General features: G+C 73.9%; 19 protein-coding genes. 6 read left to right on the top strand and 13 right to left on the bottom strand.

The window, feature by feature from the left end:
* Window positions 1-240: 240 nt before the first annotated feature.
* Entirely contained in the window at window positions 241-1,101 is an 861-nt protein-coding gene (locus ACFVXG_RS30040) for a hypothetical protein (protein ID WP_387931788.1), read from the top strand.
* Window positions 1,102-1,758: 657 nt separating this feature from the next.
* Here ACFVXG_RS30040 and ACFVXG_RS30035 read toward each other — a convergent pair.
* A complete protein-coding gene (locus tag ACFVXG_RS30035; RefSeq protein ID WP_387931786.1) occupies window positions 1,759-2,490 on the bottom strand; it encodes a TetR/AcrR family transcriptional regulator in 732 nt (243 codons plus the stop codon).
* 100 nt (window positions 2,491-2,590) lie between these two features.
* Here ACFVXG_RS30035 and ACFVXG_RS30030 point away from each other — a divergent pair, with 100 nt between their 5' ends.
* Complete coding sequence (locus ACFVXG_RS30030) at window positions 2,591-3,715, top strand: FAD-dependent oxidoreductase (protein WP_387931785.1); 1,125 nt, start codon at window positions 2,591-2,593, stop codon at window positions 3,713-3,715.
* A gap of 50 nt (window positions 3,716-3,765) precedes the next feature.
* Here the strand turns inward: ACFVXG_RS30030 and ACFVXG_RS30025 are convergent, their stop codons facing one another.
* The gene (locus ACFVXG_RS30025) at window positions 3,766-4,527 is read right to left on the bottom strand and encodes an SDR family NAD(P)-dependent oxidoreductase (RefSeq protein ID WP_387931783.1); all 762 of its coding nucleotides are present in this window, start codon (window positions 4,525-4,527) and stop codon (window positions 3,766-3,768) included.
* Between the two features lie 218 nt (window positions 4,528-4,745).
* Between ACFVXG_RS30025 and ACFVXG_RS30020 the strand changes: the two genes are divergently transcribed.
* Window positions 4,746-5,321, top strand: coding sequence for a TetR/AcrR family transcriptional regulator (locus ACFVXG_RS30020; protein WP_387931781.1), 576 nt, complete (start codon window positions 4,746-4,748; stop codon window positions 5,319-5,321).
* Here ACFVXG_RS30020 and ACFVXG_RS30015 read toward each other — a convergent pair.
* A complete protein-coding gene (locus tag ACFVXG_RS30015) occupies window positions 5,287-6,165 on the bottom strand; it encodes a helix-turn-helix transcriptional regulator (RefSeq protein WP_387931779.1) in 879 nt (292 codons plus the stop codon). The two genes, ACFVXG_RS30020 and ACFVXG_RS30015, sit on opposite strands and share 35 nt — an antisense overlap.
* Before the next feature lie 101 nt (window positions 6,166-6,266).
* Here ACFVXG_RS30015 and ACFVXG_RS30010 point away from each other — a divergent pair, with 101 nt between their 5' ends.
* The gene (locus tag ACFVXG_RS30010) at window positions 6,267-6,974 is read left to right on the top strand and encodes an SDR family NAD(P)-dependent oxidoreductase (protein WP_387931777.1); all 708 of its coding nucleotides are present in this window, start codon (window positions 6,267-6,269) and stop codon (window positions 6,972-6,974) included.
* Between the two features lie 73 nt (window positions 6,975-7,047).
* Here ACFVXG_RS30010 and ACFVXG_RS30005 read toward each other — a convergent pair whose 3' ends face one another.
* The 10 genes from ACFVXG_RS30005 to ACFVXG_RS29960 form a co-directional block, all read right to left on the bottom strand.
* Window positions 7,048-7,230 (bottom strand): hypothetical protein, encoded by a 183-nt coding sequence (locus ACFVXG_RS30005; protein ID WP_387931775.1) that lies wholly within the window; start codon window positions 7,228-7,230, stop codon window positions 7,048-7,050.
* A gap of 121 nt (window positions 7,231-7,351) precedes the next feature.
* Window positions 7,352-10,768 carry a hypothetical protein gene (locus tag ACFVXG_RS30000; protein ID WP_387931773.1) on the bottom strand — a complete coding sequence of 1,139 codons (3,417 nt, stop codon included), beginning with the start codon at window positions 10,766-10,768 and terminating at the stop codon, window positions 7,352-7,354.
* A gap of 101 nt (window positions 10,769-10,869) precedes the next feature.
* Window positions 10,870-12,141, bottom strand: coding sequence for an MFS transporter (locus ACFVXG_RS29995; RefSeq protein WP_387931771.1), 1,272 nt, complete (start codon window positions 12,139-12,141; stop codon window positions 10,870-10,872).
* A 12-nt stretch (window positions 12,142-12,153) separates the two neighbouring features.
* Window positions 12,154-12,915 (bottom strand): SDR family NAD(P)-dependent oxidoreductase, encoded by a 762-nt coding sequence (locus ACFVXG_RS29990; protein WP_387931769.1) that lies wholly within the window; start codon window positions 12,913-12,915, stop codon window positions 12,154-12,156.
* Between the two features lie 31 nt (window positions 12,916-12,946).
* On the bottom strand, window positions 12,947-13,204 hold the full coding sequence (locus ACFVXG_RS29985; protein WP_387931767.1) for an acyl carrier protein: 258 nt from the start codon (window positions 13,202-13,204) through the stop codon (window positions 12,947-12,949).
* 63 nt (window positions 13,205-13,267) lie between these two features.
* Window positions 13,268-14,518 (bottom strand): aminotransferase class I/II-fold pyridoxal phosphate-dependent enzyme, encoded by a 1,251-nt coding sequence (locus ACFVXG_RS29980; protein ID WP_387931765.1) that lies wholly within the window; start codon window positions 14,516-14,518, stop codon window positions 13,268-13,270.
* Entirely contained in the window at window positions 14,515-16,584 is a 2,070-nt protein-coding gene (locus tag ACFVXG_RS29975) for a condensation domain-containing protein (RefSeq protein WP_387931763.1), read from the bottom strand. Before ACFVXG_RS29975 ends, ACFVXG_RS29980 begins: the two co-directional genes overlap by 4 nt.
* A gap of 9 nt (window positions 16,585-16,593) precedes the next feature.
* Window positions 16,594-17,871: a beta-ketoacyl-[acyl-carrier-protein] synthase family protein gene (locus ACFVXG_RS29970; RefSeq protein ID WP_387931761.1), complete on the bottom strand. Its 1,278-nt coding sequence runs from the start codon at window positions 17,869-17,871 to the stop codon at window positions 16,594-16,596.
* Window positions 17,868-19,583 carry a thiamine pyrophosphate-binding protein gene (locus tag ACFVXG_RS29965; RefSeq protein ID WP_387931759.1) on the bottom strand — a complete coding sequence of 572 codons (1,716 nt, stop codon included), beginning with the start codon at window positions 19,581-19,583 and terminating at the stop codon, window positions 17,868-17,870. The genes ACFVXG_RS29970 and ACFVXG_RS29965 overlap by 4 nt, the downstream gene beginning before the upstream one ends.
* Before the next feature lie 5 nt (window positions 19,584-19,588).
* A complete protein-coding gene (locus ACFVXG_RS29960; RefSeq protein WP_387931757.1) occupies window positions 19,589-22,360 on the bottom strand; it encodes an aldehyde dehydrogenase family protein in 2,772 nt (923 codons plus the stop codon).
* A gap of 287 nt (window positions 22,361-22,647) precedes the next feature.
* Here ACFVXG_RS29960 and ACFVXG_RS29955 point away from each other — a divergent pair, with 287 nt between their 5' ends.
* Complete coding sequence (locus ACFVXG_RS29955; RefSeq protein WP_387931756.1) at window positions 22,648-23,631, top strand: alpha/beta fold hydrolase; 984 nt, start codon at window positions 22,648-22,650, stop codon at window positions 23,629-23,631.
* Between the two features lie 130 nt (window positions 23,632-23,761).
* Window positions 23,762-24,544, top strand: coding sequence for an oxidoreductase (locus ACFVXG_RS29950; protein WP_387931754.1), 783 nt, complete (start codon window positions 23,762-23,764; stop codon window positions 24,542-24,544).
* The last annotated feature ends 111 nt before the right edge of the window (window positions 24,545-24,655 follow it).

Here is a 24,655-nt window from a genome sequence, read left to right as displayed (position 1 = left end):
TCCGGGTTGCCCGAGGGCGCCGGTCCGGGAGGCGACCGGTCGGATTCGACCGTAGGACCGACGCCCTCCCGAGGAGGTGCCGGCGGGCGGGGCGTCACACTTCGGTAATCGCCGCGCTACTGAAGGTCGCCCGGGAAGCCGAGTAGCGTCTCGCACTGCTCAGTCGAATCTACGTCCGTTCGCTTGGCAGGGAAGGCAGTTGGGGCTGCCGGCCTGTTCCGGCGGCGGCAAGGAGGAATCATGGAAAGGCTTCGTCCGCGGAACCGCGCGGTCGCGCTCGTGGCGGTCCTCACCCTGACCGCCCTGGGTGCCTCCACCACCACGGCCCTGGCCGACGACCCCGGACAGGGGCCGGGCGGCTCCAACCCCGGTGACGGTCCTGTCGGGTCGTCGTTCTTCATCGGCAACTGCATCACCGCCAACCACATCACGGTGGCCCCCGACGTGGTCCCGTTCTGCGGCGTCGCCCGCGCGTCCTACAACGCGACCGGGGACGTGCTCACGCGCCACGCGAGGTTCGTCGGCAACGACATCCGCGTCCTGGGCGGCACCCTCCGCATCTCCGGCGGGATCTGGGAGGCCAACCACATCATCGCGGACAAGATCATCATCCAGGGCAACGCGATGTTCGTGGGCAACAACCGGTTCATCGGCAACGTCTACGTCGAGGACATCGACGCGATCGCGAGCGAGCTGGAGAACCTGGAGGTCTGCACCGACCACTTCCTGTCGGACTACACCGCGACCGAACACGACGGCGAGAGCTCACTCCACCCGCGCGAGACCGGGATCCACACCGGCAACATCGCCGCGGCCAGCGAGATCCCGGTGCACGACAGCTTCAGCTACATCCACAGGTCCTGCGCGAGGATGCTGAAGGCGAACGACTTCAGCTACTTCAGCGCGGTCGCGACCGCCCGGCACCCGCGCGCCAACCTCACCTCGAACCCGGTCATCCGGTACGCCGACCTGAAGGCCATGTCGAGCGAACTCAAGAGCTGCCGCGCCAAGATGAGGGCGACGAACATCCGATCCGGCGCGGGACCCGCCCTGCGGGAGCTGCTCAACTGCTCGAACGCGGTCGTGCACGACGAACTGTGACGCAGGGGCGGCGGACCGCCCGCGCCGCCGGGGCCGGCAGTCGCGCTCCTGACCGGGAGCCGCGTTCGGGGCCGTCCACCGGGTCCGCCGTCCATGCTCGCCGGGCCGGCCCGGCCCAGCACGTGCCCGGAAGCCGGACTCCGGATCGGCGCTCCGGCGATGGAGCATCCGCCGAGGCCGGCGCGGTCACCCGTGAACAGATCTCAATGGCGTCCGGGAACCTCGCTGACGACAACGGCGAACGGCCTCCGGCATGAGCTCTGTCACAAGCCGTGAGGGGCGATTTCTTCAATCGTTTTCGGATATTCCGGTGCGTCGTATCCCCACCCTGCGTCGCCGACGACAATGCGCCCCGGATTCGGCGCGGTTCCCGCTCCGTCCTGTCGGGAGGAGCGGGACCGTGCGTCCGTGCGGTGGGGAAGTGCTGTGTCGGGGTGCCTGGCCCGGTGTGTTCTGCCGCATGAGTACGGAGCTGTCGGGGCGCACTGGCAGGTAGTCGGCGGTGCCCTGGCGTCCATGGTGACCACGTACCAGCCGTCGCGGACGAGTTCGGCGACGGCACCGAGAGCCTGCCGGGTTCCCCCGGTGGCCGGCGCGCGGCCTCATGATGCGACCTGTGATCGGCCTCGGTGCCATGCGGCCACCGCAGGCCGCAGGTCAGCCGGTTGCGGGACGCAGGTTGGTCATGAGCCGGCCGAGGGCGAACTCGAAGCGGTCGTGTCCGGTGCCGGAGATCAGCTCGGCGGCATGGCGTCGGGTCTGCGGGAACCTCTCGGCGGGCAGTGCGGTGAAGCGGTCCAGCAACTCCTCCCGACTGAGCACCCATTCCTGATCCTGGTCTGGGTGCCGGCGCCGTTGCCGGACCAGGGACTGCTCCAGCGCGTAGGCGCTGACGTAGAGGGACATCGCGTCGCGGGCCCATCCGGCGGTCCTCGGGTCGACGCCGCCCGCGAGCAGGATCGCCAGGATTCCTTCGCCGACCCGCAGTGTCTCGAGGTTGGTCGGCACCATGGCCAGCGCGGCGCGGGAGACTCCGGGGTATTCCAGGTAGAGGTCGCGGATCTGGGTGTACACCCCGAGCAGCTGCTCGCGCCAGGCGGCCGGGTCCGGTTCGGGGAGCACGACCTCGGCGTAGAGCCGGCCGATCAGCAGGTCGTCGATGTCGTCCTTGTTGACGATGTGCGCGTACAGCGAGGACGGGCCGGTGCCGAGCACGGCGGCGACCCGGCGGATGGTGAGCGCGTCGTACCCCTCGGCGGCGACGACTTCCAGGGCGGCGTCGGTGATCCGCTCGACGGTGATCGGCTTCTTGCGTGGTGCCGACGCGGCGGCCTCCGTCGCGGGTTGGGCGTGGCGGGCTGCGCGGCGTCGGCGGGGATCGGCGGGCATGCCGGCCAGCATACCTTGACACGATCTAAGTTCGTTGCGTAGAACTTAGATCGTCAGGGCGAACTTAGTTCGTTCCGCGGTCCCGTCACGGAGGTGTGAGATGCGAGTGTCCGTCGTCGGAGCCGGGCTCGGAGGCCTGGCCCTCGCGCAGGGTCTGCGCGGTGCCGGGATCGAGACCGACGTGTTCGAGCGCGACCCGGGGGTCGCCGCACGGTTCCAGGGCTACCGGCTAGTGCTGGACCCGGTCGGATTCCAGGCGGTGCGCGACTGCCTGCCCAAGCGCTGGCACCCGCTGCTCGACGAGATCGTCATGGACGCCTCCGCCGAGCAGCTCATCCTGGACCCGCAGCTCAACGAGATCGGCAGGCTCGGCGCGAGCCGGACCGGCATCGTGGTCGACCGGCAGGTGCTGCGACACCTGCTGCTGACCGGCCTCACCGTGCACACCGACGCCGCACTGACCGGCTACGACGTACTCGCCGACGGCAAGGTCCGAGCCCGCTTCGCCCGCCGCGACCCGGCCACCGCCGACCTGCTCGTCGGCGCGGACGGCGTCACCTCCGCCGTCCGCGGCGTGCTCTCGCCCCGGACCACCCCGACCGACACCGGCGTCCGCTTCGTCATCGGCCGCACCCCGCTGACCGACGAGTTCGCCGGCCTCTCCAAGGCCTACGGCTCGAAGATCACGGGCAACGGCGTCAGCCTCCTGCTCGGCGCGATGCGCTTCCGCACCCCACCGAAGCAGGCCGCCGAACAACTGGCCCCCGACGTCACGCTCCCCGACATCGGCGACTACGTGCGCTGGGCCATGATCCTGCCGCCGAACGACTCGCTGGCGGACCTGACCGCGCAGGATGCCGTGCTGTCCAGGATGGAGGGCTGGCACCCCCAGCTGCGCGCGCTGATCGAGCACGCCGACCCGGACAACAGCACCCTGCTGTCCATCCGGGCGGTCAGGCCCGGTGAACGCTGGGCGCCCGGCCCGGTCACGCTGCTCGGCGACGCGATCCACGCCACCTCCCCGACCGGCGGCAACGGCGCGAACACCGCGCTGCGCGATGCCGACCTGCTGCGCCGCCGCCTGATCGAGGCCGACGGAGGCCGCCGGGACCTGCTCGGCGCGGTCGACGACTACGAGCGGCAGATGTTCGAGTACGGCGCCGAGGCCGTGCGCAGCAGTCTCGAGAAACTGCCGGCCTTCGCCCCCGGCGCGAAGCTTTCCTGAGGCCTAAGTTCACCTCAGGCGGCCGGGCCGGACCGCTGGGCCGGGGTGGCTCACACCTGGGCCATGCCGCCGTCCGCGAAGAGCTCGACGCCGGTGATGAAGCTGGAGGCGTCGCTGGAGAGGAAGACCGCGGCCCTGCCCATCTCGCGCGGGTCGGCGATCCGTCCGGTCGGGTTGCCCTCTCCCATGGTCCGGACGGCGGCGTCGACCTGGTCGGCTCCCTGGGTCATCGCCAGTGCGCTGCGCAGGGAGTCGGTGTCGACCGCGCCGGGGCCGAGGATGTTCATCCGGACGCCCGATCCCTTGGTGTCTTGGATCCAGGCCCGGACGAAGTTGCGGACCGCGGCCTTCGAGCCGCCGTACAGGCTCATCCCGCGCGGCGGCTGGATGGATGCGGTGGAGCCGATGATGACGACGGTGCCGCCGGGCGGCAGCAGCGCGAGCGCGGGCTGGACGGTGAAGAGGACGCCCTTGGCGTTGACGTTGAAGGTCCGGTCGAACTGCTCCTCGGTGATGGCGCCGAGCGGGGCGTGTGCGCCGATCCCGGCGTTGGCCACGACCGCGTCGAGTCGCCCGTGATGCTCCTTCACCTGCCGGTAGGCGGCCTCCATGTCCGCGAGCCTGGTGACGTCGGCGACGATCCCCGAGCAGTTCGGCCCGATCACCGCGACCGCCTCGTCGAGCGCCTCCTGGTCCAGGTCGGTGATGACCACGCGGGCGCCGTTGGCGACGAACTCCTGGGCGATGCCCAGGCCGACCCCGGAAGCGCCGCCCGTGATGACGGCGACCTTTTCTGCGAGCGAGAGGCTCATCTTCTTCTCCTCTGATCTGAATGAGTGGATTGCCGTGCGCTGCCTTCGCGGCGGCAGTCGTGCGGATGGGTCGGAGGCAGGCGTGCGCGCCCATGCGCGCCCGTGTGCGGCCGATGCGGGGCCGCATGCCCTAGAGTGGAAGTGGAGACGCCTCCAGTTCCTTCACTGTAAGTGGAGGCGTCGCCGGTTAGCAAGCACGGGATGACGGGAGACTTCGGATGGCCGGCGAGACAGGGCGCCCGCTACGGGCCGACGCGCAGCGCAATCGGGACAAGATCCTCTCGGCCGCGGTGCGCGTCTTCGCCGAAGAGGGACTGGAAGCGCACATGGAGCGCATCGCCAAGGAGGCCGGCGTCGGCTCCGGCACGCTCTACCGCAACTTCCCCACCCGGGAGGTCCTCATCGAGGCCGCCTACCGCAACGAGCTGGTCCGGCTCTGCGACGCGGCCCCCGACCTGCTGGCCGAGCTGCCCCCACGCGAGGCCCTGCGCGCCTGGACGGGCCGCTTCATCGACTACGCGACCGCCAAGCTCGGCATGGCCGACGCCCTGCGCGCCCTCGTCGAGACCGGCGTCAACCCCTACGCCCAGAGCCACGAGATGATGATGGCCGCCCTGACCTCGCTGCTGGCCGCCGGCGTCGAAGCCGGCACCATCCGCTCCGACATCGGCGCCACCGACATGTTCGCCGCCCTCACCGGCATCGCCCTCACCTCGGGAAAGCCGGAGCAGCGGGAGCAGGCCGAACGGCTCCTCGACCTCACCCTGGACGGCCTGAGCACCGACCGGCACTGACCTGCGGCGGGGCCGCGGTCCCGAGTGCCTGTGTGCCGATCACCGCGAGCAGGGCCAGCCGTTCGGCGTCCTCGGTGCCGGGTTCGGCCGTGTAGACCATGATCCGCAGATCGCTGCCCGCGACGCTGAGCACGTCGCAGTCCAGCGTCAGCGCTCCCACCTGCGGGTGGTCGATGGTCTTGCGCGAGGACTCCTGGTGTCCCACCGCGCCGGAGTTCCACAGTTCGGCGAACCGCTCGCTGTTGCCGCGCAGTTCGGCGATCAGTCGCCGCAGCCGTGGATCCGCCGGGTAGCGGCTCGCCGTCGCCCGCAGGTCGGAGACGACCGCGGTCTCCAACGCCCGCCGGGACTCCGGGGTGTGGCGGACCCGGCTGCCCGGGCCGAGGAAGTTCCGCCACGCTCCGTTGCGCTCCTTGCCGTGCCGTTCGCCCATCAGCGCGGTGTAGAGCGGATTGGCCAGCAGCAGCGTCCACGCCGCGTCGTGGACCGCGACGGGTGTGCCGGTCAGCCGGTCCAGGATCCGTTGCACGCCGGCCGGGATGTAGGCGGGCACCGTGCCGCGCCCCGGCGTCACCAGCCCGGCGAGGCGGAACAGGTGTTCACGCTCCTCCGCGTTCAGGCGCAGCGCCCGTCCCAGGGCCTCGACGACCTGCTCCGACGGGTTGGTCGCCCGGCCCTGTTCGAGGCGGGTGACGTAGTCGACCGAGATCCCGGCCAGCAGCGCCAGTTCCTCCCGGCGCAGTCCGGCCGCGCGCCGGTGGCCGCCGGCAGGCAGGCCGGCCGCCTCCGGCGGTACCCGGTCGCGCCAGCGCCGTACCGTCCGCCCGAACTCCGTGGTCGCCATGCCACCACTGTGCACCGCGCCGTCCGCGGGTGCCTGGTACTGGCAGTCCCAGGAAGGCCGGACGCCTGGCTGTCGTCATCGTCGCGCGGCATCGTGGGGGCATGACCACCACATTGATCACCGGGGCGAACAAGGGGCTCGGCTTCGAGACCGCCCGCCAACTCATCGCCGCCGGCCACACCGTGTACATCGGCAGCCGGGACCCCGAGCGCGGACGTCGCGCCGCCGAGCGGCTGGGCGCGCGGCTGGTTGTCATCGACATCACCGACGACGCCTCGGTCGCCGCGGCCGCGAGGACCGTCGAGGCCGACGGCGGCCTGGACGTGCTGGTCAACAACGCCGGCGTGGAGGAGCGGACCGAGGACAACGGCGTCATCGGCGCCGCGGACGTCACCGCCGACCTGATGCGGCGCACCTTCGAGACCAATGTCTTCGGCACGGTACGCGTCATCCACGCGTTCCTCCCGCTGCTCCAGCGCTCCGCCGCCCCTGTCATCGTCAACCTCAGCAGCGGCCTGGCCTCGCTCACCCGCGTCACCACCGCCGGCACCCCCACCTACGCGTACCCCGGCGTCGCCTACCCGGCCTCCAAGGCCGCCGTCAACATGGTCACCGTGCAGTACGCCAAGGCGTTCCCGAACATGCGCGTCAACGCCGTCGAGCCCGGCTTTACCAGGACGGACCTCAACGGCAACACCGGCGTCCAGAGCGTCGAACAGGGCGCCGAGATCATCGTCCGGATGGCAAGCCTCACCCCGGACGGTCCCACCGGGACCTACACCGACGCCTCGGGCCCGCTGCCCTGGTGACCGACCCGCCCGCATCGGCGACGCCGACACCAAGCAAGCCCGCGCAGCGGTGAAGATCGAGATCCACGGTGGATCACCGGGCGGAAACCGGTCCGGTGTCGATGCCCGAGATGCGGCCGGCGGTGTCGAAGGAGACCACGGCGGCGCCGCCGCCGGGCAGCGGCGCGGTGATCCGGTCGGCGGTCTCCTGTGCCGGGATGCCGTGCAGGGCGAACCAGCCGTTCACGCACCCCAACGCCGCGGCCTGATCCGACAAGATCCAAAAGAGAGGACCTGGCCCCCGCCCGGCCGACGGCCTTCGGAGACCCCGGCACCGGGCAGCGTCGCTCCCGGGTGCGGCTGTCCGCGTCCCGTGCGGGGCGCGGACAGCCGGGGTGTCACTCCGATGCTGTCCGTACGGCCAGGGCCGCGTCGCGGACGTCCGGGTGGGGGTGGCGGCGGAGGGTGCGGAGGGCGGTGCGCCAGTGGGGTTGCCAGTTGGTGCGGGGGCCCAGGGCGTGGGTGAGGGCGACGGCGAACAGGCCCTGGACGCAGGTGTTCTGGGCCGTGAGCTGTTCGACCACGCGGTGCAGGACCGCCGGGTCGCCGGGGCGGCGGGTGGCGTTGAGCCGGTTGTGCAGGGCCTCGGCCGTGCGGGTGGCCGGTACCGGGCGGTCGGCGTGCAGGGTGGCCAGTGCGTCGAGCTCGGTGAGCAGGTTGTCGTACGGCGCGTCGAAGTCCAGGGCGGCGGCGCGCAGTTGGAGGGACAGGTGGGCGAAATCGGGTGCGGTGGTGAGGAGTTCGGCGGCTTCCCGGGCCGCTGCCACGGCGGCCGCGGTGGGGCGGTCACCGACGCCCGCGCTGAGTCGGGCCGCCAGGAAGTCGATCCGCTGCCGGGCCGGCCGGTCGCGTTCGGCTGTCGCGTCCAGCTCGTCCCCCGCTTCGTGTTCGCTCGCCAGCAGCCGGGTCAGTGCCTCGGGCAGCCGGCGGCCCGTGCCGCCGGTGGCCAGCACCGCGAGGCCGCTCGCCGAGGCCCGCCAGGAGGAGCGGTTGGCGAGGTCGACGGTGCCCGTCAGCAGGAGGTCCTCCGCTTCGGGGTGCCAGGGCGCCCAGGAGCCCAGCAGGTTGAGCGCGGTCTGGGCGGTCTCCGGGTCGTCACCGCTCGCCACCCGGCTCACCAGGGCGGCGTAGCGGGGGCGGTCGGCGGCGGGCAGGTCCAGCGGGCGGGTGCGCAGCACCGTGGACCGGGCGACGGGCGGGCCCGCCGTGGCGCCGTCGAGCAGCCGCCAGGCCGCGGGCGCGGGGAGCAGGCGGACGGCGGCGGCCACGGCGGCCGCCCGTACGTCGCGGTGCTGTTCGGGCAGGTCGTGTACCTCGGTGAGGAGCGCGAGCGCGGTGTCCACCGGCAGCAGGCGGGCGGCCAGGCGGACCAGTTCCTTGCGGCTGGTGACCTTTGCCCCGCCCCCGGCGGTCGCCCCGTCGTTGCCGGCCGGCTCGGGCAGCAGCGCCTCCCGCAGTACGGGTGCCAGCCGCGAGGGCGCGACGAAGCCGGCGGCCCGCCCGGCCGCGTACAGGGCCACTCGGGCCCGGTCGTCGCCGGCGTGGGCCAGCAGCAGCGGCAGTGCCTCGGCGGGCCGGTCCGTCCAGATCAGGGCCCCGAGCGCGGCCTCGATCAGCACGGTGTCCGGGGACTCGGCGTACCGGCGGACGGCGGCGAAGCCGAGTTCGGGGATCGCCACCAGGGTGCGCAGGTGCCCGGCCCGGGTGTGCGCGGGCAGCGAGGCGTCGTCCGCCGCCGCGGCCAGCAGGCGCGCGGCGGCCGCGCGCTGCCTGGGCACCCAGCACTCGATCCCGTCGACCGGCGGCAGCCAGCGTGAGCCCGTCGGCAGGAAGCGCCCGTACGGCGGGGTGTCGGCGAGCACGGTGTCCAGCAGGTCGGTGCGCTGCCGGGCCAGTACGGCGAGCACCGGCGGCAGGGCGGCGGCCGAGGGCTCCAGTTCCAGGACCCGTGTCACCCGCTCGCCCCGGGTCGCGGGGTCGGCGAGCCAGAAGTCGACGGCCCGCCGGACGGTCGCGTTGTCGCCGAACTGGATGGCCTCCCACAGGAGTTCCTGCAGAGCGGGCAGGCGGTGGGCGCGCCGGCCCAGGGCCCCGGCCAGGGTGAAGGTCAGCGTGTGGTCGACCTTGTCCGCGCCGGCCTCCAGCCACGGCCGCAGCGCTTCGAAGACCTGGACCTCCTGGCCGCGCCGCAGCGTGGTGTCCAGCCCACTCAGCAGAATGCTGCCGATCGCCCCGGAGAGCTGCCGCAGGGTGGCCAAGGCCCAGCCCAGCAGGGCGTGTTCGCCGCTCGCCGCGTGCTCCCGCAGCACCCCGAGAGCGAGCCCGGAGAGTGCGTGTCGGGTCCGCCAGGAGGTGTCCCGGGCCTCGACGGCGTCGGTGACGATCCGGGTGAGGGCGTCGGCCGCCGCGCCGGTGAAGAGCGCGGGCCGGACGGCGGCCAGTTCGACCAGGGCGGGGGAGCGGACCGGGTCCTGCTCGTTGCGCAGCCGCGCCAGCTCGTCGAGCAGTTCCCCGACTGCGGCCGGGTCGCCCGAGCGGGCCGCGTTGCGCACCAGCAGCGGGTAGGCCAGAGCCCGCTCCTGCGCCACGGGGCGGCGGGTGGCCGCGAGCAGCCGCGGCCGGGCCTCGGTCACCGGCAGGTGGGCGACGTGGGTCAGCACGACGGACCACGCGGCGCCGCGTTCGGCGGCCTGCTCGGCCATCCGTCGGGCCTCGGCCTGCGCCCGACGGCGGGGCAGCGCGTCGAGCACGGCCTCGGACAGCTCGTGGTGGCCCTGGTCCCGGCCGGCGGTGGCCTGGTCGTAGAACGCCTCGCGCCGGGACGGCGGCAGGGCGCGCAGCAGCCGGGCGAGCCACATCGGGGCGGTGCTCCAGGCCCGGCCCAGGTCCGCCAGCTCGGGCAGGTCGAGCCGGGCGGCCCGGGTCAGGGCGCTGCGGGAGATGTCCGTGGCGACGGCCCGCTCGGGCACGGTGATCAGCCGGATGGTCCGGCCGGGCGCGGCGGTCAGCAACCGGCCCAGGTACTGCTGCACCGGTTGCGGCAGTCGGGTGGGGCAGTGGCGCTCCAGCAGGTCCAGCACCCGATCCGGTCGGTGCCCGGCCACGGCCGCCAGGGCGTCCCCGTTGCGGTACCACCAGGCGGTGCGGGCCGGCTCGGGCAACTCGGCGAGCTGCCGGGCCACTTCGTCCAGCAGCAGGTCGGGGTGGCGGCGGGCCAGTCGGTGCCAGTTCACGAAGGCGGGGAACAGTTCGGGCAGGAGCTTGGCCACGGTCTCGGGCCCGCAGGCCGGCAGCAGCCTGGCGGCCGCCGCGTCCCCCCACGACTGCCGGAAGGAGTCCAGCAGCCGCTCCGCCAGCTCGGTGCGGCCGCGGGCCACGATCAGGGCGGTGAGCCGGTGGCGCAGGACGGCGGGCGCGTCGGCCAGTGCCGCGGCCAGCGCGTCGTCCGGGACGGGCAGGTGGAGTGCGGCCTTCAGGGCCTGGCGGCTGACGGCCGGGTCGGGATCGGTGAGCCGTGCGGCGACGAAGGCGGCGTCCTCGGCGATCGTGGCGGCGACCCCGGCCAGCCCTCGGCCGTAGGCGCCGCGCGTGTCCAACTCGGCGAGTAGCGACCGGAATTGCTCCGGCCCGCCGTTGTGGCGCAGCTCCTTGGTCCAGGCGGCGAGTCGCCGCATCCGGGCCGGGTGGGCGAGCGGATCGAGCTCGGTGAGGAGGTGGTCGACGGCTTCAGCCGGACTCTGCGGTGCACTGGACATGTCCGCCATTCAACCCGCCCGCCGCCTCCGCTGTCGTACGGTTTTCGGGCGCCTCGGCCGTCTTGGCCCGTCTGTACGGCGGTCGACCCGGGTCGCGGCGGTCAGCGCAGCGAGCGGATCGCCGGGCTGGCGGCGACCAGGGCGGCGCAGCTCAGGACGGCGCTGCCGGAGACCAGGAAGAGCGTCGTCGTGCCGTACGGGAGCAGGGCGCCGGCCAGGACGTAGGAGAACGGGTCGAAGGCCACCGTGGCCAGGACGACGAGACTGAGGACCCGGCCCAGCAGGTGCTCGGGCACCCGCTCCTGGAGGGTGGCCACGACGACCACGCCGAGGAACCCCGAGCCGAGGCCGATGAGGGAGACGACCGCCGTCGCGGCCAGGACGTGGGTGACGGCGGCCAGTCCGGCCATGCCCGCGCCGATCGCGGCGACGCCGCCGACCACGGTCCGGCCGCGCCGGGCGGGTGGTCGCCAGCCGGCCGCTAGGGACCCGGCCAGGGACCCGGCGCCGAAGCCGGACAGCACGATGCCCAAGTCGCCAGCGCCGCCGAGGCGTTGCTCGGCGAGCACGGCGCCGCCCACCAGCACGGGGCCCACGACCGCGAGGTTGATCAGGGCGATGGCCGCCAGCATCCCCCGCACCAGCGGCTCGTGCCAGGCGTACCCCAGGCCGGTGGCGAGGGCGCGCATGCTGCCGGGCGACTCACCGTCGGCAGCGTCCGGGGCGGTGACGTCCGGGCCGGTGACGTCCGGGGCGGCGGCCTGCGCGCCCCCGGCCCGTCGGACCGCGCGGATCAGCGTGCTGAAGGCGGCGGCGGCCAGCGCGGCCAGCACGGTGATCCCCCCGAGCGTCGCGGCGAAGCCGACCGCGGCGATGCACCCGGCGGCCACCGCCGGGCCGATCAGGTCGCCCGCCGACTCCGCGCCCTGCACCAGCCCGTTGACCCGGGAGAGCTTCCCGGCCGGCACCACGGCGGGCAGCAGCGCCAGGGCCGCCGGGAAGTACGCGGCGTCGGCGGCGCCGAGCAGGCCGCCGAGCAGGGCGACGGCGGTCAGCGACGGCGAGGCGAAGGCGACCAGGGCGCCGAGGGCGAGCAGGACGGCGACCCGCAGCCAGGCGGCGCCGGCCACGACCCGGTCGGGGCCGAGGCGGTCGACCAGCACTCCGGCGGGCGGCAGCAGCACCGCTCGCGGCAGTGCCACGGCCACCAGGACGAACCCGGTGGCGAGGCCGGGTGCGGACCGGTCGAGCACGAAGAGCGTGAGCCAGACGATGAACAGCGCGTCCGTCACGGCCGCCAGCCCCTGGCCCATGATCAGGCGCCGCAGGTGGGCGTCGCCGAGTCGGCCGCGGTGCTCGCTGATCGACACCATGAACGCCTCCGCTCAAGCGATGTGGGTGCCCCCGTCGACGGTCAGGGTGGCGCCGGTGATGTAGGAGGCCGCGTCGGAGGCGAGGAAGACCAGGGCCGCCGCGAGTTCCTCGGGCCGCCCGAGGCGGCCCGTGAGCACCCGCGGCATCATCGCCTCCAGGTAGCCCTCGGCGTAGCCGTCGGTCATCGGGGAGGGGAAGAGGCCCGGGGCGAGGGCGTTCACCCGGATGCCCTTGGTGGGGGTCCACTGCTGGGCGAGGTCGCGGGTGAGCCCGAGGAGCCCGGCCTTGGACGCCGAGTAGGCGGCCTGCGGCAGACCGCCGGTGACCAGCGCGAGGATGCTGGAGACGTTGACGATGGCACTGCCGGGCCGCATCACCGCGCCCGCGGCCTGGGCCGTCCAGTAGGAGCCGTGGAGGTTGGTGTCGACGACCTCGCGGAACTGCTCCGGCGTCTCCTCCGTCGCGGGATGTTCGCCGCTGATCCCGGCGTTGTTGACGAGGATGTCCAGCCGCCCGAACGCGCCCACGGCGGCGTCGACCAGGGCCCGGCAGTCGGCCGGCTCGGTGACGTCGGTCGGTACCGCGAGGGCCCGGCGGCCGAGCTGCTCGACGGCGGTGCGCACGGCCGCCAGCCGCTCGGCGCGCCGCGCCGCGAGCACGACGTCGGCGCCGGCCTCGGCCAGCGCGGTAGCGAAGGCGACGCCCAGCCCGGAGGAGGCGCCGGTGACCACGGCGACGCGGCCGTCGAGCCGGAAGCGGTCGAGGACGGTCACGGCCGCCCGACCTCCCGGGTGGCGGCGGCGGTCACCGGTGTTCGGCGACGTAGTCCACCGCATCGCCGACGGTCCGGAGCTCCGCGACCCGGTCGTCGGGGATCCGGACCTCGAACCGGTCCTCGACCGCCACGGCGATCTCCATCATGGCCAGCGAGTCGACGTCGAGGTCGTCGGTGAAGGACGTCTCGGCGCTCACCTCGGCGGAGTCGATGCCGAGGACCTCCTCGACGATCTCGACGATGGCGTCGAGGATGTCGGTGTTGTCCACGTTGTCCACGTTGTCCATCACGGGTTCCTCCCTCGGGGGTTGGGGGCGGGGGATCGGTAACTGCATGGATGTGACGGAGCGTCAGGCGCCGAGCCGCCGCCGGTAGTCGAGGAGGGTGCGCAGGAAGCCGTCCAGCTGCTCCTCGGTGTGGCCCGCGTGCGGGAACAGGCGCAGGAGCGCCTGGTTGCGCGGGACAGCCGGGTAAGAGAAGACGGGCACCAGGTAGCCGTCCCCGACGAACCACTCCCGCATCTGCAGGGCGGCGGCGTCGTTGCCGATCGGCACCGAGAGCATGTACGACTCGGTCGGTGTCGTCGCCGTCCCGGCCTCGTGCATCCGGCGGCGGAGGCGGGCGGCGTGGGCCAGGTAGTCGTCGACGATCCGGGAGTCCTCGGCGAGGGCGGCGATCGTGCGGACGGCCGCGTGGGCGGTCGGCGGCTGGATGGCGGCGGTGAACATCGAGGTGCCGGAGAGCAGTTCGAAGGCGTCGACGGCCGCCGCCGGCCCGGCGATCGCGCCGCCCTCCAGGCCGACGGCCTTGGACAGCGACACCATGACGAAGTCGGCCCGCTCCCGGATCGCGGCCGCCTCGCGGGCGTAGGGGCGGTGCTCCGGTCCGTAGACCATGAAGCCGTTCGCGTCGTCGATCATGCTGACGGCACCGTGCCGGTCGCACTCGTCGAGGATCTCCACGATCGGCCCCATCGTGCCGTCGGCCGAGTAGATGCTCTCGGCGATCACCACGGTCTTGCGGGCGCGGACCCGGTCCAGGACGCGGGCCAGGTCGGCGACGTCGTTGTGCCGGAAGGCGTGGACGGTGCGGCCGTAGCCGAGGCCCTGGAGGCCCTTCCAGATGCTCCAGTGGACGTCGCGGTCGACGACGAAGACGGTGTCGTGGTTGCGGACCTCGATCCCGTCGTCGAAGTGCGCGGAGCTGCTCATGGCGTTGACGAAGCCGATGTTGGCCAGCAGTCCGGTAGCGAAGCTGATGGCGCGTTCCTTGCCGGTGTGGCGGGCGATCGTCTCCTCCAGTACCTGGTGGGGCCGGCAGATCCCCTGGGTCATCCGGGAGCCGCTGGTGCTCAGGCCGTGGGCGCGTGCCCCCTCGGCGAAGTGACGGCGCACCGGGACGTGGCGCTCCAGGTCGAGGAAGCTGATGCTGGCGAAGTTCACCAGCTCGCGGCCGTTGCGGACGATGGTCGGCCCGACGGGGCCGTCCACCACCGGGGGGCGGTACGCCGTGTCGTGGGTGTTCGCCTCGACGAAGGCGGCGAAGGCCCACGGGGCCAGCCGGTCCACGGACGGTGCGGTGCTGCGGGGCGTGGTGGTCACGGTGAGGTGCCTCCTCCACGATGGGCGCGGGGCGGTAGCGGCTCCAGGGTTGCGGCGAGGCGGCCGAGCGAGGCCGTCCCGGTCAGGTCGTCCGGCGCGATCCCGGTGAGGCCGGACCGGTGGAGCAGCGCCAGCAGCGGGGGGACGGCGAGCAGGGTGACGCCGTGCTCGGCGAGGCAGCGGTTCAGGTCGACGGCGTCGGGGCCGTCGGGGCCGTCGGGGCGGGCGCGGCCGCCCGGGACGTCGGGGGAGTCGGTCGGTGGACCGTCGGGTGCGACGGCGGTCACAGCGGCGACGGCTTCGGCCAGCGCCCGTTCGGCCCCCGTGACGGGTGGGCGGCGCGGGACCCGCAGCGTGCGCGTACCGGTCGTCGCGGTGGTGGAGCGGTGGGGCGGGTGGCCGACCGGGGAGAGGACGTAGCGGCCCGGGGCCAGGACGCCGGGCGCCGCGTCGAGGTGGTCCAGGACGTGGCGGTGCAGGTCCTCCGGGGTGACACCGGGGGCGGTGCGGGCGCGGGCGACCAGGTACGGACCGTCGTCCGCCCCCGTGGTGCCCCCGCCGGGTGCCACCGTCACGTCGAGCACCCCGGGGTGGCCGCGCAACACCTCCTCGACCGCGGCCGGGCGCACCCACCCCTGCGGGGCCCGCCACCACCCGGGGGCGGCCGGTGCGAGCGGGCGCGCCGGGACCGGGCACCCGGCACCGCCGGCGAGCGCGCGCAGCAGGGCGCACAGCCGGACGGGCAGCGCCGCGGCCTGGGCGGCGTCGAGCAGGTGGTCCCCGACGGTGACGTCGAGGGTGACGGCCCCGGTGTCGAGGGCGAGGTCGACGTAGAGGGTGTCGCAGGGCTCGTCGGGCGCGCTGCGGAGCCAGCCGGCGGACCCGTCCGGGGCGGGGTGCTGCGCAAGGGCCGGGTAGCCGGGGACCAGGTAGTCGCGCGGCCAGGAGTAGCAGTTGTACTCGAGGGCGGGCACGCTCAGCACCCCGCGGCGCCGGTCCATCCGCGCCTGGGCGGCGACCAGTTCCGCGGGGCGCCACTGACCGTGCCGGTAGGCCGCGGCGGAGGCGGCGGCGACCGAGGCGACCACCTCGCCGAAGGCCGCGCCCGGGCGCAGGTCGATCTGCACCGGGACGGTCAGGGCCCGGACGCCGACGCCCGTCCGTAGCGCGGCCCGGGCCCGGTTGGAGACCACCACCGAGGCGAGGAACCGGAGTTCGCCGGTGCGGGTGGCGACGTCGTGGGCCAGCGCCGCGAGCACGACGACCTCCGGGCTGACCCGGTGACGCCGGGCGACGCGGTGGACGTCGTGGTACGCGTCCGCCGAGCGGTGCTGGAGGCGGTGGCGACCGGCGCCGGCCTCGGACCCGCTGCCGCTGCCGTCCCCGTTCCCGTTCCCGTTCCCGCTCCCGCGGAACGGGGTCAGCACACCGGTCGGGTTGTCCGCGAGGCGCATCAGCCACTCCCGTTCCGCCGCGCGGGCGCGGGCCGGGGCCTGGGCGGCGAGCGCGTCGAGCGGGTGCGGCGACGCCGCCAAAGGTGCGACTGCGCAGCGGAGTTGACCGTGCAGCTGGTCGAGCAGCACCGCCAGCCCCCACCCGTCGATCAGCACGTGGTGGGCGGCGATCAGCACCGCCCGCGGCCGCCCCGCCTCCAGCAGCACCCGGGCGAGCCAGGGCGGGTTCCGCTCGGGATCGATCGGGCGGGCGGCCAGCGCCGCCGTGGCGGCCTCCAGGGTGGCGGCGTCGACGACGGGGACGTCGAGGTGGTCGACCGGCAGCGGGGCCCAGTCCGCGCGGTGGACGTGCTGGACCGGGCGCAACGGGTCGACGGTGGTGCGCAGCGCCTCGTGGCGGGCGGTCAGGGCGGCGAGCGCCGCGTGGACGTCGGCGACGGTGGCCGGGGGCGGGACGTGGCAGTGGTCGGCGAGCGGCGTCGGGTTCACCCGCCGTGCCGGGGGAACGGTGCGTTCGAACCAGTGCCACTGCTGGACCCAGGTCAGCGGCCCGCTGCGGGTGACGGTGTCGGAGGCAGTGACAGCGGTGGGGGTCTCCGGGCGGCGGTGCACGGCCGGCCCTCAGACCGCTCGGACCACGAGGGCGGCATTGTGGCCCCCGAAGCCGAAGGAGTTGCTGAGCGCGATCCGCAGGCCCTCGTGGTGCTGCGCCCGGTGCGGCACGAAGTTGATGTCCGGGTCGATCGGCTCGTCGCAGTTGACGGTCGGCGGGACGTCGCCCGTACGGAGGGCCTGGATCGAGGCCACCAGCTCGACCGCCCCGGCCGCACCGATCATGTGCCCGGTCATCGACTTGGTGGAGCTGACCGGGATCCGGGTGACCCGGTCGCCCAGGACCTTGCGCAGGACGGCCGTCTCGGTGGCGTCGTTCAGCAGCGTCCCGGTGCCGTGCGCGTTGACGTAGTCCACGTCCGCCCCCGTGACCCCCGCGTCGCGCAGCGCCGCCTCGACGGCGAGGCACGCGCCCCGCCCCTGCGGATGCGGTGCGGTCCAGTGGTGGGCGTCCGAACTCGCCCCGTAGCCCGCGAGTTCGGCCAGCGCCGTCGCCCCCCGCCGCTCGGCCACCTCGGCGGCCTCCAGCACCAGCACGGCGGCTCCCTCGCTCATCACGAACCCGTCGCGGTGCGCGTCGAAGGGCCGGCACGCCGCCGTCGGGTCGTCGTTGCGCCGGGACAGCGCCCGGGCGTTGCCGCTGCCCGCGAGGTCGACGGCGGTGACGCAGGCGTCGGCGCCGCCGACCACGGCGACGTCGGCCTCCCCGCCGGCGATCATGCGCAGCCCCGCGCCCACCGCGTCCGCGCCGCTGGCGCACGCCGTGCTCTGGGCCCGGCTGGGCCCCTGGGCGCCGAGCCGCATGCCGATCTCGCAGGCGGCGCTGTCCATGGCGGTGGTGACCTGGGTGAACGGGCCGATGGCCCGTGGCCCCCGGTCGCGCAGCGTGTGCGCGGCGCGGTAGATCGACCCGACCGGGCCGTAACCGCTGCCGATGACCACGGCGACCCGCGGGGCCAGGCGCTCGTCGACGACGAGTCCGGCGTGCCCGCACGCCTCCACGGCCGCGGCGAGCGCGTATTGCGCGTACGGGTCGGCGCGGCGGCTGACCGCCCGCGGCATGTAGCGGCCGGGTACGAAGCCGCGGACCTGGCCGCCGATCCGGACGTCCAGACCGGTCACGTCGATCGCGTCCACGGCGGCGATGCCGCTGAGCCCGGCCAGCATTGCCGTCCACGTCTCGTCGGCGCTGTGGCCGAGCGGCGTCACCGCGCCGTACCCGGTGACCACCACCCGGCGCCGGGACCGGCCGGGCCCGGCGTCAACTCGCCTCCACGCGCCGGTCATTGGGGGACCACCCCGGCGTCGCGGAGGGCCGGGAGGATGTCGTCGGGGGCGACCGGCACCATGAGCACGGCGGTGCCGCCCCGGGCGCAGAAGCGGCGCGCGGCGCGGATCTCCTCGGTGAGCGCGGCCTTGTCGCGCAGTACCCGGTAGTGGAGGCCCGGCCCGTCGTCCACCGCGGGCGGCGGCGCGCCGGGGCGGGTGAAGGGGTGGCGTTCGGCGTCGAGGCCGAGGCGGGCGCGCTGGGCGTCCAGCCAGCCGTAGCCGCCGTTGCACAGCACCACGTACAGCACGCCGCCGTGGGCCGGGGCGGTGACGGCGATGTCCGCGCGGGCCGCGAGGAATGCGCCGTCCCCGATGAACGCGGTGACCTCGTGGTCCGGGGCGGCCCGCTTGACCCCGATGGCCGCAGCCGCCCCGAAGCCCAGCGGGGTCTGCTCCGACGGCACGACGGACCCGCCGCCGACGCGGAACGGGAAGCCGTAGGACCAGATGTCCTGCAGCCCGTTCTCCTGGACCAGCACGCGGGGCTCGGCGGCGGTGGCGTCCAGTGCGGCGAGCAGCTCGGCGATGCGGATCCCCGGCAGGGCCGCCGCGCGGGCCAACTCCGTTGCCACGTCGGCCGACAGGGCTTCACGGGCGGCGGCGATCCCGTCCGCCCACGGCCCGGTCGCCTCCGCGCGCCCGGCCCCGCCGTCCTCCTCCAGGGCCCGCGACCAGCCGAGCACGGCGTGCCGGGCGTCCCCGAGCACGCGCGGGCCCGCGAACTCCGCCGACAGCCCGGCCGAGTCCACGTTGACCTGGACCACCGGGACCGGCGGCCACGGCGTCCCGCCCTCGACGACCGTCTCCTCCAGCCGTCCGGCGAGCGACACCACCAGGTCGGCGGAGGACCACAACTCCCGTGCGGGGCCCGCGGCGTAGAGGGCGGCGACGCCGCAGAACAGCGGGTGCTGCTCGTCGACGGCACCGCGGCCGGAGGCGGTGGTGAACAGCGCCGCGCCCAGGCGCTCGGCGAAGCGCTCCACCGCACCGCCGCCGTTGCGGTGCCGCATCCCGCCGCCCACCAGCACCACCGGGCGGCGGCTGTCGCGGAGCGCGGCCAGCGCCGGTCCGTCGGCCACCGGAACCGGGTCGAGGGCGAGCGGTTCGGGCAGCGTCGGCGGCGGTCCGGCGACGAGGACCTCCGCCGTGCGGACGTCGTCGGGCACCTCCAGGTAGACCGGTCCGGCCGGCGGGCCCAGCGCCCGGGTCATCGCCGTCACCGTCATGGGGACGACCCGGTCCGGATGCCCCACCCGGTGCGCCCACCGCACCAGCGGCGCCGTCACGGCGACCTGGTCGAGCTCCTGGAACCCGCCGCTGCCCCGGCGGCGTTCGGGCCCGCCGGCGGCGAGCACCAGGACGGGCGCACCGGACTCCCGCGCCTCCAGCAGCCCGGTGGCCGCGTGGGTGACGGCCGGGCCCTTGCCCAGCGCGCAGACGGCGAGCCGGCCGGACTGCAGCGCGTAACCGGTGGCCATGTACATCGCGTTGCGCTGGTCCCGGCACGGGACGAGGTCCAGGCCGGCGGCGTCGAGGGCGCGGAGCAGCTCCAGGTCGTCACCGGGCAGGCCGAAGCAGGTGTCCACGCCGTTCGCCACCAGCAGGTCGACGATCGCCGACCACGCGTCCGGGTAGCGTTTGCGCAGCGGTTCGCCCAGCCCTGTGTCCATCCGGTTCACTCCCCGACTGCCTTGACGGGCACGGCCGTTCGGAGCACCCGCGCCACGGCCTGGGAGACGAGCAGCGGCTCGGCGCGCCGCTCGCCGCCGTAGGACAGGTAGTTGGCCCGCATCCCGAAGCCGCCGAACGGACGGTTGCCGTCCTCGGCGTCGAGCAGCGTGTGGTTGACGCAGGTGCGGTGACGTTTCGTCAGGACTTCCACCGTCTCCGGGTCGTTCCCGTAGACCATCGCGCCCAGCGCGCGTTCGCTGAAGTAGGGGCTCGACAGGCGTTCGCGCAGCAGCCTCGCGCTGGGGTAGGCCACGACGTTGAACACCGGGGCGAACATCTCGTCCAGCGGCAGCTTGTCGTCGAAGCCCCACAGCAGCACGGTCGGCTCCACCTTGCGGGACGGCAGGTCGATGCGCCCGCCGTGCCGGATGCGGCGCGCGTGCCGCACCAGGTAGTCCGAGCAGTCCACCAGCGCCGAGTCGTAGAAGAGCGGACCGTAGTCGGCGGCCGGGTCGCCGTTCGGCCCGAAGCGCAGCGACGCCAGTTCGGCGGACAGCCGGTCGACGAAGTCCTCGGCGCGGCCCTTCGGGGCGAACACGACGTCCGGGCCGAAGCAGTCCTGGCCCGAATTGTAGAGCCGGATCCTCATGACGTCGTGTACGGCGAGTGCGAGATCGGCGTCGGGTGCGATCACGAAGGGATTGATGCCGTGGCCGAAGTAGAGGAAGAGCTGGTCCTCCGCCAGCCCCTCGCGAATGGTCTCGGCATTGGCGTAATCGCCGGTGAAAACGATGAGGTCGGCTTCGCGCACCGGTCCTGTCACGAACTTGCGCCGGCTCAATTCGGAAAGGGTGATGGGAAGGCCGTGCACCGGTGCCAGCAGGTCGTGCAGGCGCTGCATCTGGCTCGCGATCTCGGAGGACGGCCGGAAGGTTATTCTCTCGCTGTACAGGGACGCCACCAGCATGTAGAGCGCATAGGAATAGAGCGGGATGTTGGAGGGCATGAAGACTGCGGCCCGGGGCACGTGGCCGGGCCGGACGCGACGGACCTCCTCCTCCGCGCCGTCCAGGGTGGCGAGGAAGGACCGGATCTCCGCGGCGGCGGTGTGGTGGGGCGAGATCTCGGTGAGGATCCGCAGCACGGCGTCGTCGTGGTCGGCCACGTACCGGCGCACTGCGCGCAGCGCCTCGACCCGGTCGGCGAAGGGGATGCGGTAGTCGGTCGCAGCGGTGGCGGTGGCGGTGGCGGTGGCGGTGGCGGTGGCGGTGGCGGTGTCGTCCGTCGTCCGGTGCGAGGCGGACGGCGGGGTCGAGGCGGACAACGAGGTCATGGCGATCTTCTCCAGAGCGGCCCGGTCGGGCTTTCCCGTGTTCGTGAGGGGCAGTGAGGGAAGCACGACGATGTGATCGGGCCGCTCGTAGCGGGCGAGCACGGGGCGCAGCAGCTGCTTCCAGTGCGCGGGGTGGTGACCGTCCGGGTCCGTGATCACGAACACCAGACGACTGCCCAGCCGGGCGTCGGGGACCGCGACGACCTCCGTCGGCGCGCCGGCCGACTCGGCCAGCGCGGCGAGGTGGTCGGGGTAGAGCGTGTGGCCGTCACGGTGCACGGCGTGCCGGCGCCCGACCGGGAAGACCCGGCCGGCCTCGTCGAGCAGCCCGATGTCGCCGGTGCGGTGGACGGGGCCCGGCACCGGGACGATCTCGCCGTCGTCGCCGAGCCGGCCCGTCATCAGGCCCTCGGTGCGGACCACCAGCTCGCCGAGCCGACCGCTGGGCAGCGGCCTGCCGTGGTCGTCGTGGACCTCGACGACCACCCCGGGCAGCGGGGTACCGCACCCCACCGGATCGTCGGGGGGCGCCAGCGCGATGTTGCCCACCTCGGTCGCCCCGTAGCCGTCGAGAAGGCGCCGGCCCGTGCGGGCGTGGAACCGGGCCGCCAGGCTGCGCCCCAGGGGTGCGCCGCCCACGCACCAGGCCCGTACCGGCTCCAGCGCGGTCGCGAGGGCGGGGCGGCGGTCGAGCAGGTTGAGCAGGCCGTAGTAGGTCGAGGGGGCCGCGTCGACGACGGAGAGGTCGTGCTCCAGGCCGACCGCGAGCGCGTGGTCCAGGCGCGTGGTCGGCCCGTAGACCACGAGGGTGCCGCCGCCCAGCCACCAGCAGAGGACCAGCGAGAGGCCGTACTGGTGGGAGTAGGGGAGCACCGGCAGGAAGACGTCGTCGGGCCGGTAGCCCATGCGTGCGGCGCTGAGCGCGAGGTTGTCCAGGATCGAACGGCCGGAGCGGACGATGCCCTTGGGGCTGCCCGTCGTGCCCGAGGACCAGGAGATCGCGGCGTCCCGGCGCAGGGCCCAGGCCGCGAGGTCGGGCACGGCGGCCGTCGGCGGGACGCTCCGCGCCGTCGGGGCACCGACCGTGCCGTCGCCGATGTCGAGCACCACGCGGGCCTGGGTGCGGATCCGCTCCCGCTGGGCCGGGGCGGCCCGGTGGTCGGCCAGGACCACCGAGGCGTCGAGGTGAATGAGCGCGAGCAGAACGACGACCCATTCCGGCGAATTGGCCCCGCTCATCATCACCCGTGAACCGGGTCCGACGGCGCGGCGTTCAAGAAGTTCGGTGGCACCGCATACCCGGGCCACGATTTCGTCGGTCTCCCAGATGCGCCCTTCGGGCGATATCAAACGCCTGGAAACGGGCAACTCGCGCTCCTCAGAACCACGTGGTCGAAAGCGACTTTCGCATATCCGGAGAACGGTGTCGAGTGTCCGTGACATGTGCGGGACAGGGGGCCATGGAAGTGGTGAAAGAGATATCTGAGGAGTCGGGCAGCTCGAAAATAGATAATTTCATCTGATATGCGGCTCTCGTTGGTAGGGATAACCGCACCCACGACGCGGTGCCGTCGGGATTTGCCGAATCGGCAACATTTCTGGTCTTGCCCGTGGTGCGCGCGACAGGATCGGTCCGCAGCCGCGGCCGCGGACCGGTGTCACGGCACGGGCCCGGCGTGCGCGGAACTGCGGAACCACGGAACGACGGAACGACGGCCTCGGAGGGTTTCATGTCGCAGCGGACGGCGGATCGCACACACCGGCTGGTGTCGGGGCCAGCGGGTCGGATCCACCTGGTGGAGCAGGGCAGCGGGCCGCTGGTGCTGCTCGTGCACGGCTTCCCGGAGTCCTGGTACTCCTGGCGCCACCAGCTGCCGGCGCTGGCCGCCGCCGGCTACCGGGCGGTCGCGATGGACGTGCGCGGGTACGGCCGTTCATCCCGACCCCCGGCGGTGGCCGGGTACCGGATGCTCGACCTGGTCGAGGACGCCGTCGCGGTGGTGGAGGCCTTGGGCGAGCCGTCCGCGGCGGTCGTCGGGCACGACTGGGGCGCGACGATCGCCGCGAACTGCGCCCTGGTACGGCCGGAGGTGTTCCGGGCGGTCGGGCTGCTCAGCGTGCCCTACGTCCCGCGTGGCGGGCCGCGACCCAGCGAGGTGTTCGGCCGACTCGGCGGCGGGGAGGAGGAGTTCTACGTCTCCTACTTCCAGGAGCCCGGTCGGGCCGAGGCCGAGGTCGAGCCCGACGTGCGCGGCTGGCTCGCCGGGTTCTACGCGGCGCTGTCCGCGGACACCATGCCCGCACCGTCCGCGCCGGACCCGCACTTCGTCAGCCGGGGCGGGACGCTGCGCGACCGGTTCCCGGTCGGCCGACTGCCCGGATGGCTCGGCGAGGACGATCTCGACGTCTACGCGGGGGAGTTCGAGCGGACCGGCCTGAGCGGCGCACTGAACCGGTACCGGAACATGGACCGGGACTGGGAGGACCTCGCCGCCTTCGACGGCGCCCCGATCACCCAGCCGTCCCTGTTTGTCGGCGGCGGCCAGGACGCCTCCACCACCTGGCTGGCCGACGCGATCAGCGCCTTCCCCGTCACCCTGCCCGGCCTGGTCGGCTCGCATGTGCTGGACGGCTGCGGCCACTGGATCCAGCAGGAGCGCCCCGAGGAGGTCAACCGGCTCCTGACCGACTGGCTCGCCTCCCTGCCGTCCTGAACCGTCCCCGGCGGTGCCGTGCCCAGGCGGTCGGGAGGCGGGGGCCGGGGCTCTCTGGAATCCTGGCGGGGCGCCCAGCGGTCCGCCGTCCGACGGTCCGCCGTCGAACGGCGCACCTGAGGAGTCCACGATGGACCTGAACCTCTCGGGCAAGGTCGCCCTCGTCACCGGCGCCAGCAAGGGCATCGGCCTGGCCGTGACGCGGGCGCTCGCCGCCGAGGGAGTGAGCGTGGCGGCCGTGGCGCGCGGCGTCACGGGCCCGCCGGCGGACCTCGCCCCGCGGGTGCACCCGGTGTCGGCCGACCTCACCACCGCGGCGGGCCCCGCGGCGGCGGTCGAGGAGGCGGTCTCCCGGTTCGGCGGACTGGACATCCTCGTCAACAACGTCGGCGCGGTGCGTCCCCGGCCGGCCGGGTTCCTGTCCGTCACCGACGAGGACTGGGTCCAGGCGCTGACGGTCAACTTCCTCGCCGCCGTCCGCACCACCCGGGCGGCCCTGCCCCACCTGGTCGAGCGCGGCAACGCCTCGATCGTGACCGTGAGTTCGGTCAACGCGTTCCTGCCCGACCCGACGGTCATCGACTACTGCGCGGCCAAGGCGGCCCTCAGCAACTTCTGCAAGGCGCTCTCGAAGGAGGTCGGTCCGCTCGGGGTGCGCGTCAACACGGTCAGCCCGGGCCCGGTCTCCACGGCGTTGTGGCTCGGCGAGGACGGCGTCGCCGCGACGGTCGCCAAGGCGTCCGGCACGCAGCCGGAGGACGTCGCCCGGACCGCCGCCGCGCAGTCCGCGACCGGCCGGTTCAGCCGTCCGGAGGAGGTCGCCGACCTGGTCGTGCTGCTGGTCGGCGACCGGGCGGCCAATGTCACCGGGAGCGACTTCGTCATCGACGGGGGCCTGGTCCAGACGCTCTGAGCTCCACGGGCCCGAACTGCCGTGTGCTCTCCCGTGGCCGTCTGAGCCTGGACCCCGGGGCGCCGTAGCGGGAAGACTGGGGCGTCCGGAACGTCCGTACCGCACTTCGAG

The organism is Kitasatospora sp. NPDC058162, assembly GCF_042884005.1.
In the GTDB taxonomy this organism is placed as follows: domain Bacteria; phylum Actinomycetota; class Actinomycetes; order Streptomycetales; family Streptomycetaceae; genus Kitasatospora.
Note: the sequence above shows the minus strand (reverse complement) of the source record. Positions and strands in the feature narration are given on the sequence as shown.

What these genes read in the sequence shown, in the direction of transcription:
- ACFVXG_RS29950 (WP_387931754.1), top strand. Translation starts at nt 23,762, where the DNA reads ATGGACCTGAACCTCTCGGGCAAGGTCGCCCTCGTCACCGGCGCCAGC.
- ACFVXG_RS30010 (WP_387931777.1), top strand. Translation starts at nt 6,267, where the DNA reads ATGACCACCACATTGATCACCGGGGCGAACAAGGGGCTCGGCTTCGAG.
- ACFVXG_RS29995 (WP_387931771.1), bottom strand. Translation starts at nt 12,141, where the DNA reads ATGGTGTCGATCAGCGAGCACCGCGGCCGACTCGGCGACGCCCACCTG.
- ACFVXG_RS29960 (WP_387931757.1), bottom strand. Translation starts at nt 22,360, where the DNA reads ATGTCACGGACACTCGACACCGTTCTCCGGATATGCGAAAGTCGCTTT.
- ACFVXG_RS29985 (WP_387931767.1), bottom strand. Translation starts at nt 13,204, where the DNA reads ATGGACAACGTGGACAACGTGGACAACACCGACATCCTCGACGCCATC.
- ACFVXG_RS30025 (WP_387931783.1), bottom strand. Translation starts at nt 4,527, where the DNA reads ATGAGCCTCTCGCTCGCAGAAAAGGTCGCCGTCATCACGGGCGGCGCT.
- ACFVXG_RS30035 (WP_387931786.1), bottom strand. Translation starts at nt 2,490, where the DNA reads ATGCCCGCCGATCCCCGCCGACGCCGCGCAGCCCGCCACGCCCAACCC.
- ACFVXG_RS30015 (WP_387931779.1), bottom strand. Translation starts at nt 6,165, where the DNA reads ATGGCGACCACGGAGTTCGGGCGGACGGTACGGCGCTGGCGCGACCGG.
- ACFVXG_RS30020 (WP_387931781.1), top strand. Translation starts at nt 4,746, where the DNA reads ATGGCCGGCGAGACAGGGCGCCCGCTACGGGCCGACGCGCAGCGCAAT.
- ACFVXG_RS30030 (WP_387931785.1), top strand. Translation starts at nt 2,591, where the DNA reads ATGCGAGTGTCCGTCGTCGGAGCCGGGCTCGGAGGCCTGGCCCTCGCG.
- ACFVXG_RS29970 (WP_387931761.1), bottom strand. Translation starts at nt 17,871, where the DNA reads ATGACCGGCGCGTGGAGGCGAGTTGACGCCGGGCCCGGCCGGTCCCGG.
- ACFVXG_RS30040 (WP_387931788.1), top strand. Translation starts at nt 241, where the DNA reads ATGGAAAGGCTTCGTCCGCGGAACCGCGCGGTCGCGCTCGTGGCGGTC.
- ACFVXG_RS30000 (WP_387931773.1), bottom strand. Translation starts at nt 10,768, where the DNA reads ATGTCCAGTGCACCGCAGAGTCCGGCTGAAGCCGTCGACCACCTCCTC.
- ACFVXG_RS29965 (WP_387931759.1), bottom strand. Translation starts at nt 19,583, where the DNA reads ATGGACACAGGGCTGGGCGAACCGCTGCGCAAACGCTACCCGGACGCG.
- ACFVXG_RS29955 (WP_387931756.1), top strand. Translation starts at nt 22,648, where the DNA reads ATGTCGCAGCGGACGGCGGATCGCACACACCGGCTGGTGTCGGGGCCA.